Origin of the sequence: Shewanella sp. DNRA4, assembly GCF_012843185.1 — a bacterium.
Taxonomy (GTDB): domain Bacteria; phylum Pseudomonadota; class Gammaproteobacteria; order Enterobacterales; family Shewanellaceae; genus Shewanella; species Shewanella xiamenensis.
The window spans coordinates 78,609-90,715 of the sequence record NZ_JABAIP010000014.1 but is presented as its reverse complement, the minus strand read 5'-3'; the positions used below and the strand labels follow the sequence as shown (position 1 = coordinate 90,715).

Genomic DNA, 12,107 nt, shown 5'->3' with positions numbered 1-12,107 from the left:
TGCGCGCGCTTAGGTCTTTAATATTCTGAGCCTTGTTGGGCGTTAACAGGTTTGACGCCCTTTGAACCTAATTTTGAGTCAACCTTCTGTGGTGCTTGCGATGATGAAGTCGCGAGATAATCGGGAAGCCAGTGAAATTCTGGCACTGCCCCCGCAACGGTAAAAGGTGAGAGACGACCGCATTTGATAGGCGTTCACGATGAACACTGAAATCGAGTGTGTAAAGGTCAGTTTCGCGTTCATCTCAAGTTGAGATGGATATAGCCTAAGTCCGGAGACCGGCCCTAAAGGTGTTTTTGAGATTTCGGTGGGCAGATCTCAAAATGCGATAGTGACTATCAGTGTTTTCTACTGAATCAACGGTATCGTGGCGCTAATGCCCCGTTTTCCTTGTAGGAGTTAAAGGTAAAATGGGAACACATCCAACCAAAATTGCGCTGCTGATTGGCAGCCTTTGCAGTGTATCAATTATCGCGCCCGCTGTGGCTGCTGATGAAACTCATGCCGCCAACGTCGATGAGCATATCGTGGTGATTGGCCGTGCTGATAAGACCCCGTTAAATATTGCCGCTAATGTGAATGTGATTGATGCCGCGTCGATTGAAATGAGTGGCGCGACTAATTTGACTGACGTCTTACGTGGTCAGAGCGGTATTCAAATTTCGGATAACAATATTGGTACTAGCTTTGCGATGCGCGGTTTTAGCGCCAGCACAGCGGTAAACAACACCTTGATTTTGCTCGATGGTCGCCGTCTGAATAACATTGATATTGCTGCGCCTAGCCTGAATGCAATTCCCTTAAATCAGGTTGAACGCATCGAGATTTTATCCGGCAGTGCGGGCGTGCTCTATGGCGATCAAGCCGTGGGTGGTGTGATCAATATTGTGACTAAGTCGCCTGAAAATACGGGTGGCAGCGTGCAATTATCCGGCGGTAGCTTTAATACCTATGAAGGTCGCGGCGATGTGTCTGGCGCAATCAACAAGGATTGGCGCTATTTCTTGACCGGAAGCTACAACCAAGGTGACAACTATCGTCAGCATAACGCCAATGAAACGGGTTCTATCCTTGGCCGCATTCAATATAAAACGGCGACTGATTCGTTCTTTGTTGAAACCAGCTACTACGATGATGACCGCGAAAATCCAGGGGCATTGACTAAAGATCAATTTAAAGACAATCCACGTTACTCTGGGAACGATAAGCAATATTCCCATGAAATGACCACTGCTGCGCGTACGGGCTATCAGCATCAGCTTAATCAAAACTGGGCATTAGCGGCGGATTTAGATTACAGCGATACCTTAGTCAGCTCACTCAATTGGGACCAGAGCCATAATACTCGCTCACTGCTGATGTTTAGCCCTAAGGCGCTCGCCAACTACAGTACCCGTCAAGGTGAGCTAAACCTAGTGACTGGTTTGGATATCAGCCGCGGTAAGGCAGAGTTTGACTCTATGGCGCGCAGCAATGTGCAGGAAATGCAAAGTGCTTACCTGCAAGCCACTGTGCCATTAAGCCACACCTTAAGCTATGTGGTGGGCGGCCGTTATGCGCGGGTGACTGACGATCTGGTCGATGGTAATGTCTATCCAAATGGTATCGATTTAGATGAAGATGCCACTGCATTCGAGTTCGGTTTAAATTACCGCCCAAGCGCCGAGCACAGATTCTATCTACGTGGCGATGAAAACTTCCGTTTCGCTAAGGTGGATGAGCAAGCCTACACCCCGAAGGATGTTTTTGGCCTAAAGCCGCAGACCGGCCGCTCCTATGAAGCGGGTTGGGATTGGGCTGTTGCCAGCCAAACTTTGCGAGTGAGCCTATACCGCCTCGATTTAGAAGATGAAATTGTCTTCGACCCGAGTGCTGAAAAACCCGTTGGTGGTAGCTTTCAAGGCGCTAACGTTAATGCGGACGCTTCACGCCGTTATGGCGCGAGTGCCGATTGGGATTGGCAGGTGACTAAAGCGTTGCAACTAGGTCTTGAGTACAACTATATCGATGCCGAATTTACCGATGGGGTAAATGATGGCAAGAAATTGTCTTGGGTAGCCGAGCATTCGGGACGCGGTTATGTCAGCATGGATTTTGCCGAACATTTTCAAGTCTTTGCCGAGGCCATTTATACGGGCGATCGCTTTATCGAAGGCGATAATGCTAACCAAGGCGATAAATTGGCTAGTTATGTCTTAGGTAACTTGGCACTTAACTATACCCGTGACGCCTGGTTAGCGAGCCTGCGTATCGATAACCTGTTCGATAAAGACTATGTCAGTGCTGGTTATTATGCTGGTGGAACCTATGACGGCTATTACTCAGGCCGAGGCCGTGATATTCGCTTTACTGTTGGCTACCGTTTCTAAGCTGAACCCTAATAATTAAGTGATTTAGCGCATTTTAAAGCCAGACGTTGTCTGGCTTTGTTATTTCTGTCGTTTGGTGCAGAGAAAAATAATCTCTACGGGTGTAATACCAATCACATTAAATATCTAATCAGTTCAGAGCCTCACAGGCATTTCAATCCAAGGCGCATTGACGCAGAAATGGTCATTCCCTTTTAAGTCAATGTAACACCGGAGTGGGATGCCTGTGAGGCTCCCGAAGGGCGGCTGATGTTAACTGTATGGCAACGCGCTTTATACTGTGTTTAAGGCTTTCGACAGAGCACCACTATGCCTTCAAGCCTTCGCCTTGTCTAAAGCGCGTTGAATTCCCGCTGAATGAACAGATATTTAATACGATTGGTATAGGCTAAGTCGTTGCTTATACTATAAAGCACATCATCTTTAGGGTTAACGCAATTATTCTACGACTTAGTGCTGAAATTCTTTGTAGTTTGGGTATGATGTGAGCGGTATTCGAATCATCTTATAGCTAATTAACAGGTGTAAAGTGTCCTATGACAGATCTTGAGCAACAGGTTTTTACTCAAGTGAGAGCCATCATAGCGAATGAAGAGCAAGTCATTGGCCGCCGTGGGATCTTAATTCCACTGAAAAAGGCCATTCTTGCCGAAGGCGATATTCGTAATGTGATCGATATTATTTCGAGTGATCCCGCGTTAGCGGCCCATATGTTGATGCGCAGCAATTCGGCGCAAGCTTCTGGTGTGGTTAGCCCTAAGTCTCGCTCTTTAAAAGATGCCTTAATTCGTTTGGGCCAAGTTAATATTTACCGTTACGCCTTTACATTTTATTTGAAAGAACGCCTCGATGAATTGCCTCAACCCTATAAGAAGTTGGTGCAAGGTTATTGGAAACTCACGGAAAATATAGCAACTGATGCGGTTGACAGCTTAGTTGATATGCCGGATGTCGATATCGACCCCGATGAGGTGCAAACCTTGGCGCTGTTTAGTGTGTTCGGCCAGATTATTGCCTTAACCGCATTTGCTTATTTGAATGCCAGCTCTGAGCAATCTTTCCCGCTAAGTGTGATTAAGTCTTTGATCGATAATCAGCAACAAACCTTAACCATCGAAGCCTTTGAAGCCTTAGATCTTGACCAAGATCTGCGCCAAGAGTTTATGATCGCCCACAATCTGCGCCAGACCCGTAATCAAAATTCCCCCGGGTTAATTCTGCGCCGGGTATTGTCAATGCGTGGTTTATTGCTTAACCCGCTCTAAGCACCACCCATAAAAACAAAGCCTGCAATAGCAGGCTTTTTTGTTAAATATTTCAACGCTTAATTGGTTTTTTGCTGGCGGGCTAAGCCTTCGCTTGCTACTAGTTGCAGCCAGTTTTGCACTAAGGCCGAGTTCGCGCTGTGGAGGCGATAAGCCCCAAATAGCGGGCGTTTTAAGCCTTCTTGGCCGAGTTTGACTGAAGCTAAACTCAAACCATGTCCCTCATTGATAGACCAATTGGGTAGGGCGGCGATACCGTCCTTACAGGCGATGCGCTGCAATAACATCATGGTCAAATCACAGGTTTTTTGCTCGCCGGCTTCTATGCCCGCGGGCTCTAAAAAGTGGCGGTAAATATCTAAACGCGCCAGTGGCACCGGATAACTGATTATCGGCAAGCGCGCCAATTGCTTGGGTGTAACATAGGCTTCTTTCGCTAAGGGATGATCCTTAGCAACCACTAACTTCACTTCAAAATCAAACAAATGCTGATAGGCGAGCGAGTGACCTGGCACGGGATCTGAGGTCAGCACTATATCCAGTTCGCCCATTTCTAGGGCATTGAGCGAGTCGAATAGATGACGGCTTGAGAGATCTAACTCTGCTTGGGGATGATCTTGCCTAAATTGCTCCATCACTGGCATTAACCAGCGAAAACAGCTGTGGCATTCAATCCCGACTCTGAGCTGATTGGTTTCAGTTTCCAGCCCATTTTTGAGATCGGTTTCCGTCTCTAACACCTTAGGCAGGATCTCCTCGGCGAGGTGCAACAGGCGTGCACCTTCCTGAGTAAAGGAGAGCGGTTTGCTCTTACGCACAAAAATGGGCGAGTTAATTCGTTGCTCTAACTCCTTAATTTGATGGGAGAGAGCCGATTGGGTGACAAAACGTTTTTTGGCTGCGCCCGCCAAGCTGCCACTTTCCTTCAGGGCCATTAAGGTTCGCAGATGTCTTAGTTCGATCATGATCACTCCAAGTGAATTTCGCTCATGTTGTGCTTGAAATCAATTCGGTTGCTGGCATAGAGACTATCACAATAAACTTCTAGACGTCCAGACGCCCATTGTGATTTATCTAGGCTTAAATGCGAAAAGTTGCCAAGAAAACACCATCAGCTGGGTGCTAGTGCCGAATATGGCTTATCTCAAATAAAGGAAGATATGGTATGCAATTAAACAGTCTTGGTTTTCCCCGTATCGGGCGTCGTCGTGAATTAAAGTTTGCCCTTGAAAAATACTGGCGTGGTGAGAGCACTCAAGCTGAACTGCATGAGGTGGCTAAGGAGTTGCGGCGCACCCATTGGCAATGGCAAGTGGCTGCGGGAATTGAGCAAGTGCCAGTAGGGGATTTTGCCTTTTACGATCAAGTGTTAACCCTGAGTGCGACCCTAAACGCTATCCCCGATCGCCACCGTGGTGAGGGTGCTATCGATCTTGATACCTTATTCCGCGTTGCCCGTGGCCGCGCACCAAGTGGCATCGATGCGCCAGCCTCGGAAATGACTAAGTATTTCAACACTAACTATCACTACTTAGTGCCAGAGCTTAAGCAAGACCAAGTGTTCTCTATCGCTTATGAGCAGTTTTTTGATGAAGTGGCCGAGGCGCAGTCCTTAGGTTATCAAGCCAAGCCTGTGTTGTTAGGCCCTGTGAGTTACTTGTATCTGGCCAAAACCGTGGAGCAGGATTTCGATAAACTCAGCCTATTGCCAAATCTGTTAAAGGCCTATGCCGACATTCTCGCGCGTTTCGCTGCGCAGGGCGTGACTTGGGTGCAACTTGAAGAGCCGATTTTGGCGCTCGAATTAGCCGCCGATTGGCAAGCAGCGATTAGCGAAGCTTATCAAGCGCTTAAAACGGCTCAAGTGAAGATTTTACTCACCAGTTACTATGGCAGCATTAGCCATCATCAGGCATTGGTTTCCGCGCTGCCGGTGGCGGGGGTGCACCTAGATTTAGTGACTGCCCCTGAACAATTGGCCTTGTTTGCTAATGCATTAAGACCAGATCAAATTCTGTCAGCTGGCGTAGTTAATGGCCGTAACGTGTGGGCGGCAGAGGTTGATCAGATTGTCGAGCGTATCGGCAGTGTTGCCAGAGACTTAGGCCAGCGTTTATGGATTGGCACTTCGTGTTCACTGCTGCACAGCCCTGTGGATTTAGAGGTAGAGACAACGCTCGCGCCGGCGCTACGTCAGCAGCTCGCATTTGCTAAGCAAAAGCTGTTGGAACTGGCGAATGTGCGTCAATTGCTGCTGGCCCCTGAGTCTGTCGCGGCCAAAGCGATAGTTAACACCTGCGTGGCTCGCCGTGAGGCTAAAGCACAGGCGGCGGATGCTAAAGTGATCGCCCGTGTGAATGCGCTGACCCCAGCCGACTATGAACGTGTGAGCGAATTTACTGAGCGCCAAGCGGTGCAGCAGCGTAAGTACCGTTTGCCATTGTTGCCAACGACTACGATTGGCTCATTCCCACAAACACCGGCAATCCGTGGACTACGTAGTCGATGGCGCAAGGGTGAGCTAAGCGATGCTCAATATACTGAGCAGTTGCAGCAAGTGACCCGCGATACCATAGACCGCCAGCTTAAACTTGGTATCGATGTGCTGGTACACGGTGAGGCCGAGCGTAATGACATGGTGGAATACTTCGGTGAGCAGCTCGAAGGTGTGGGCTTTACCAAAAATGGTTGGGTACAGAGTTATGGTTCTCGTTGCGTTAAGCCGCCATTGATTTATGGTGATGTGAGTCGCCCGAAAGCCATGACGGTTGATTGGGCTGTATTTGCCCAAAGCCTGACGGACAAACCCGTCAAAGGCATGCTAACGGGCCCGGTGACGATTCTACATTGGTCGTTTGCCCGTGAAGATATCAGCCGCGATACCATTGCCACCCAATTGGCGCTGGCAATTCGTGATGAAGTGGTGGATTTACAAAATGCAGGTATTGGCATTATTCAAATTGATGAGCCAGCCTTCCGTGAAGGATTGCCATTAAAGCAAAGCGAGTGGCAGGCTTACTTAGATTGGGCGGTGAATGCCTTTAAACTGAGTGCGGCGGGTGTGATTGATGAAACCCAAATCCATACCCATATGTGTTACAGCGAGTTTAACGATACGATTGCCGCGATTGCCGCCATGGATGCGGACGTGATCACCATCGAGACTTCGCGCTCACGCATGGAACTGCTCAACGCCTTTGAAGATTTTGAATATCCAAATGAAATTGGCCCTGGCGTTTACGATATCCACTCGCCCAATACGCCAAGTGTTGAGGCCATGGTGCACCTTATTGAAAAAGCGGCGCAAAAAGTGCCAGTGCGCCAACTGTGGGTTAACCCCGATTGCGGCCTTAAGACACGCACTTGGGCTGAAGTCGAACCCGCGCTGAAAAACATGGTCGATGCGACCCGTGAACTACGTCGCCGCCTTGGCTAAGCACTGTAAAATCTGCAATGAATGCCTCTTTGGCATAGCGTAAACAACAGGGATACCTAAGGTATCCCTGTTTTGCTATTGGTTGTTTATACAGACCTTGGCTTATAAAAATCAGCGTTTCACGCCATGACCCTTTAGTTTTGAGGTATGCAGACAATCTCAAGTAACACGGATTTATATGGTTCAAAGTGTTATCCGTATATTTAAAGATCTAGGGCGCAAACTTCTACACAGATATTTGCAAATCTTTACCTGATATCGACACTTCCTTCGTCTACTGCGCTTAGCTAACTCTATATACTGACAGCACTATTTTTCTTCCCGCAAGATACACGCTTGCGCCCATTGGCATTGATGGACACCTAGATTCAGATGAAAAAATCCTCAAAGCGTAAATTGATATTGATCCTAAGCGGCCTCATCCTCCTTGGGGGCGGCGCTTATTTTCTGTTGCATAAACCCGAGGCGGCCCCAAGCTATGTGACGGAGCCCGTTAGACGCGGCGATATTGAAAACTCGGTGCTCGCCAACGGCATGTTGCAGGCCTCCAAGCTGGTGAGTGTGGGCGCGCAAGTCTCGGGGCAAATTCTGAGTTTGCCTGTGGAGCTAGGACAAGAGGTGAAAAAAGGCGATCTTATCGCGCAAATCGATAGCCTTGCCCAGCAAAACAACCTGCAAAATGCGCTGGCATCCCTTAAAAACATCAATGCCCAGTATCGTGCTAAGCAGGCACAAATACGTCAGGCAAAACTCGAATATACCCGTCAGCAGCAAATGCTCGCCGATAAGGCCAGCTCCCGCGCAGACTTTGAAGCCGCCGAAGCCACGCTCACGGTGTATCAAGCCGAGCTTGAGCAGTTAGAAGCGCAAAAACAACAGGCTGAAATTAATGTCGACAGTGCCAGAATCGATTTAGGTTATACCAAGATCACTGCGCCTATGGATGGCACCGTCGTTTACTCTGCGGTCGAAGTGGGTCAAACCGTTAACGCCAATCAAACCACACCAACCATAGTCGAGATGGCGCAGCTCGATACCATGACGGTCAAGGCGCAGATCTCCGAAGCCGATATCGTCAATGTGCGCCCAGGACAGCCAGTGTATTTCACTATTCTTGGCAGACCTAACCATCCCTATCGCGGCACCTTAAGGGCGATTGAGCCTGGTCCGACGTCAATGGATGGTGACGATAGCAATATGAGCTCGAGCGATTCAGACGCCATTTATTACCATGGCCTCTTCGATGTCGAAAACCCCGATCGTACCCTACGCATTGGCATGACGGCGCAGATTTCGATTGTGCTTGCCAAGTCTGATGATGCGCTGTTAGTACCATCGCAAGTGCTGAGGGTAAAACCAAGGGATAAAGCGGCTCCGCCAGCGGAAGGCAAGTCCCGTGGGCCGCAATATCAAGTGCCTGTATTGGTGAATAACCAAGTGCAATATGTGGATGTAACAGTTGGTATTAATAACAAAATCAATGCCGAAATCCTGTCTGGCCTGAATGAAGGCGACCAAGTGGTGCTCGGAATGCCCGCCGACGGTTCGACCATGAAGTTCCGTGGCCCACCAATGAGGTTTTAAGTGTGACTAAGCCATTACTGGAAGTGTCAGCTTGCTACCGCAGTTTTCAGGCGGGTGAGCAACAACTGACTGTACTCAAAGATGTTAATCTTTCCATCGCCCGTGGTGAGATGGTGGCGATCGTCGGTGCATCAGGTTCGGGTAAGTCGACCCTGATGAATATCTTGGGCTGTTTAGATAAACCCTCAAAGGGCGCGTACTTTATCGATGGCCAAGATACCTCGCAGATGGATGTGGATGAACTAGCAAAGCTGAGACGTGAGCATTTTGGCTTTATTTTTCAGCGATATCATTTGCTTGGTGATCTTAATGCCGTCGGTAACGTCGAAGTGCCCGCCGTCTACGCGGGTAAAGATCGTCTTGAACGTAGACAGCGCGCTGAGCACTTATTGTCGCGCTTGGGCTTAGGTGAGCGTCTCGATCATAAGCCGAATCAGCTCAGTGGCGGCCAGCAGCAGAGGGTGAGTGTGGCGCGGGCGCTGATGAATGGCGGTGATGTGATCCTTGCCGACGAACCAACGGGCGCTTTAGATAGTCACAGCGGCGAAGAAATGATGCGGTTATTACAGGAACTGCACCGTGAAGGCCACACCATTATCATCGTCACCCACGATATGCATGTGGCGCAGCATGCCGACCGTATTATTGAGATTAAGGACGGGGTGATTATCAGCGATGAGCCTAATCTCGCCTCAAACGTTGCGGCTGCGCCTAAGACTGAAGTGATCCCCGCCAAGACTAAGGTGCGCGCCCGCGTGGCGGCATGGGACAGATATGCCGAAGCCCTGAAAATGGCGCTGTTGGCGATGTCGACCCATAGATTGCGCACCTTTTTAACTATGCTCGGCATTATTATCGGTATCGCTTCAGTCGTGTCTGTGGTGGCGCTGGGTGAAGGCTCGCAGCGGGAAATCTTAAAGAGCATTAGTTCAATGGGCACCAATACCATCGACATTCGCCCCGGCTCAGGCTTTGGCGATAGGCGCTCGGCAAAGGTACGAACTTTGACTGCAAGCGATGCTAATGCACTGAAAAACTTACCATATGTCGATAGCGTCACCCCGAGCATTGGTTCGAGTGCGACTGTGCGTTATGGCAATAAGGCGGTGACGGCGACTTTGAATGGCGTGGGGCCAGAGTTCTTCCGGGTTAGAGGCTATGAGCTCGCCCAAGGGCAGTTTTGGGACGATGACAGTGTTAATGCGTTAGCGCAGGATGCGGTGATCGATGAAAACACCCGTAAACAGCTGTTCCCTGACAGTAGCGGCGTCATGGGTTCTGCCATCGGGGAAGTCATCTTCCTCGGGGATTTGCCGGTGCGGATTATTGGTGTCACTCTGCCTAAGGAAAGTGCCTTTGGTAATAGTGATGCTCTCAATGTGTGGGTGCCTTACACCACGGTATCAGGCCGAATGGTAGGCAAGAAATACCTTGATGGCATTACTGTTAGGCTCGATGAATCCGTACCGAGCAATGCGGCGGAGCAGGGGATTATTAGCCTGCTGAAGATGCGCCACGGTACACAGGATTTCTTCACCATTAACACGGATACCATTCGCCAGAATATCGAGAAAACCACCGCGACCATGACGCTATTAATCTCGGCTATTGCGGTGATTTCCCTCGTGGTGGGTGGCATTGGGGTAATGAATATCATGTTGGTGTCAGTGACCGAACGTACTCGCGAAATTGGCGTGCGCATGGCGGTTGGGGCGCGCCAGAGTGATATTCTGCGGCAGTTTTTAATTGAGGCCGTGTTGGTTTGTCTGTGCGGCGGCGCGCTTGGGGTGGCCTTGGCCTATTTGATTGGCGTGGTGTTTGCCCAAGCGGGAGGCAGTTTCCAGATGATTTATTCAACGACTTCTATTGTTGCCGCCTTCGCCTGCTCCACCTTAATCGGGGTGTTGTTTGGCTTCCTCCCCGCTCGTAATGCGGCGCGTTTAGACCCTGTTGATGCCCTAGCGAGAGAGTAACTGAATGAATAATCGAGTTTTAACGCATCAAAATGAATTAAGCCGCCGTGTCGGTTCAACGCTTAAGTTCAGCGTGATTGCCACCAGCATTGCGCTGCTCTCGGGTTGTGGCGCGCTGATGCGCTCCGACTTTGAGCCGCCGGCATTACAAGTGCCTGAGCAATGGCAGCACACCCAAGTGAATGGTCAAGTTAGCCTCGACCCTTGGTGGCATAAGTTTAATCAACCCGAATTAAATCAGCTGATTAGCCAAGTGCTTAGCAGCAATAATGATTTGACTCTTGCGACTTTAACCTTGCAAAAGGCGCGTTTACAGGCGGGGTTAGCGTGGGATGATTTGTATCCACAGCTCAGCTCTAATAATACCGCGTCTATGAATAAACCGCTGGAGGGCGGCAGTTCGAGCAAGACATTTCAGGCGAACCTGTCGGTAAGTTATGAAGTGGATCTCTGGGGTAAAGTGTCGGCCAATATCGACCAAGCCCAATGGACGGCGCTGGCAAGCCTAGAAGATAGGGAGAGCACTGCGCAAAGTTTAGTCGCGACGACGGCATCCCTCTATTGGCAGATTGGCTATCTGAATCAGCGGATTGAACTAAGCAATAAGAGTATTGAACATAGTCGACAAACACTGGCATTAACCCAGCGCCAATATGCCTCGGGCGCCGTGACTGAGCTGAATGTGCTCGAATCCCAACGCAGTTTAGCGGGGCAAGAGGCTTCCCACAGTCAATTGCTGCAACAGTTAGCTGAAGCCGAAAATGCCCTAGCGATCTTACTCAATCGCGCCCCGGGGCAAGTGGCGGTTGAGATCAAGCAATTGCCGGACGGTGCGGTGCCTGAGGTTGGCGTCGGCATTCCCGCCGAATTGGTCGGCCGTCGTCCCGATGTGAAGGCGGCTTTGTACCAATTGCGCTCGGCGCTGGCCAGTAAGGATGCGACCTACGCCAGTTACTTCCCAAGTTTGAGTTTGACTGGCAGCGTGGGTGAGTCGACCTCCGAGCTAAAAGAGCTGTTGCGCAATCCCGTGGGGAGTTTAGGTGCAGGTTTAGTGCTGCCCTTTTTGCAATGGAATCAAATGCAAATCAACAATGATCTTGCAGATATCGACTACCAAACGGCGATTGTGAATTACCGTAAAACCCTCTACAGCGCTTTTGAAGATGTGGATAACGCTATCTCGGCCAAGCAGCAATACGCCTACCAAGGTGAAAAGCTTGAACTGCAATTTAGCGCCGCCGCTCAGGCCGAAGCCATTTATGAGAGCCAATATCGCCATGGCGCTATTGGCATTCAAAATTGGATTGATGCGCAGGAGAATCGCCGCAGCGCCGAGGCCGCATTGCTGGAGAATCGCTATAACCAATTAACGGCTCAAGCGACGCTTTATCAAGCCTTAGGTGGGAGTGATATAGCGCCGCCGTTAGCGGATAACTAATTGAATCATCGATAAATAAAAACCGCGATGCCTAAGGCTTTC

General features: G+C 49.7%; 7 protein-coding genes and 1 riboswitch. Of the genes, 6 read left to right on the top strand and 1 reads right to left on the bottom strand.

The features are described from left to right. The first annotated feature begins 72 nt into the window (after positions 1 to 72). Positions 73 to 302: riboswitch (cobalamin riboswitch) on the top strand. A gap of 108 nt (positions 303 to 410) precedes the next feature. Both HG547_RS15910 and HG547_RS15905 read left to right on the top strand, forming a co-directional pair. Beyond that, the gene (locus HG547_RS15910; protein WP_169548364.1) at positions 411 to 2,369 is read left to right on the top strand and encodes a TonB-dependent receptor; all 1,959 of its coding nucleotides are present in this window, start codon (positions 411 to 413) and stop codon (positions 2,367 to 2,369) included. A 536-nt stretch (positions 2,370 to 2,905) separates the two neighbouring features. Next, complete coding sequence (locus HG547_RS15905) at positions 2,906 to 3,634, top strand: HDOD domain-containing protein (protein ID WP_037414412.1); 729 nt, start codon at positions 2,906 to 2,908, stop codon at positions 3,632 to 3,634. 59 nt (positions 3,635 to 3,693) lie between these two features. Here HG547_RS15905 and HG547_RS15900 read toward each other — a convergent pair whose 3' ends face one another. Continuing rightward, positions 3,694 to 4,599: a LysR family transcriptional regulator gene (locus HG547_RS15900; protein ID WP_169548363.1), complete on the bottom strand. Its 906-nt coding sequence runs from the start codon at positions 4,597 to 4,599 to the stop codon at positions 3,694 to 3,696. A 200-nt stretch (positions 4,600 to 4,799) separates the two neighbouring features. On the opposite strand from HG547_RS15900, the gene metE reads away from it, so the two are divergent. The 4 genes from metE (at position 4,800) to HG547_RS15880 (ending at position 12,065) form a co-directional block, all read left to right on the top strand. Beyond that, positions 4,800 to 7,070 carry a 5-methyltetrahydropteroyltriglutamate--homocysteine S-methyltransferase gene (gene metE, locus HG547_RS15895; protein WP_047534533.1) on the top strand — a complete coding sequence of 757 codons (2,271 nt, stop codon included), beginning with the start codon at positions 4,800 to 4,802 and terminating at the stop codon, positions 7,068 to 7,070. Positions 7,071 to 7,442: 372 nt separating this feature from the next. Continuing rightward, positions 7,443 to 8,654: an efflux RND transporter periplasmic adaptor subunit gene (locus HG547_RS15890; protein WP_088586117.1), complete on the top strand. Its 1,212-nt coding sequence runs from the start codon at positions 7,443 to 7,445 to the stop codon at positions 8,652 to 8,654. 2 nt (positions 8,655 to 8,656) lie between these two features. Further along, entirely contained in the window at positions 8,657 to 10,627 is a 1,971-nt protein-coding gene (locus HG547_RS15885; RefSeq protein ID WP_169548362.1) for a MacB family efflux pump subunit, read from the top strand. Positions 10,628 to 10,631: 4 nt separating this feature from the next. After that, complete coding sequence (locus HG547_RS15880; protein ID WP_169548361.1) at positions 10,632 to 12,065, top strand: efflux transporter outer membrane subunit; 1,434 nt, start codon at positions 10,632 to 10,634, stop codon at positions 12,063 to 12,065. Positions 12,066 to 12,107 lie beyond the last annotated feature (42 nt).

Coding starts and splice junctions, on each gene's coding strand:
- HG547_RS15890 (WP_088586117.1), top strand. CDS start 7,443: ATGAAAAAATCCTCAAAGCGTAAATTGATATTGATCCTAAGCGGCCTC.
- HG547_RS15880 (WP_169548361.1), top strand. CDS start 10,632: ATGAATAATCGAGTTTTAACGCATCAAAATGAATTAAGCCGCCGTGTC.
- HG547_RS15910 (WP_169548364.1), top strand. CDS start 411: ATGGGAACACATCCAACCAAAATTGCGCTGCTGATTGGCAGCCTTTGC.
- metE (WP_047534533.1), top strand. CDS start 4,800: ATGCAATTAAACAGTCTTGGTTTTCCCCGTATCGGGCGTCGTCGTGAA.
- HG547_RS15905 (WP_037414412.1), top strand. CDS start 2,906: ATGACAGATCTTGAGCAACAGGTTTTTACTCAAGTGAGAGCCATCATA.
- HG547_RS15900 (WP_169548363.1), bottom strand. CDS start 4,599: ATGATCGAACTAAGACATCTGCGAACCTTAATGGCCCTGAAGGAAAGT.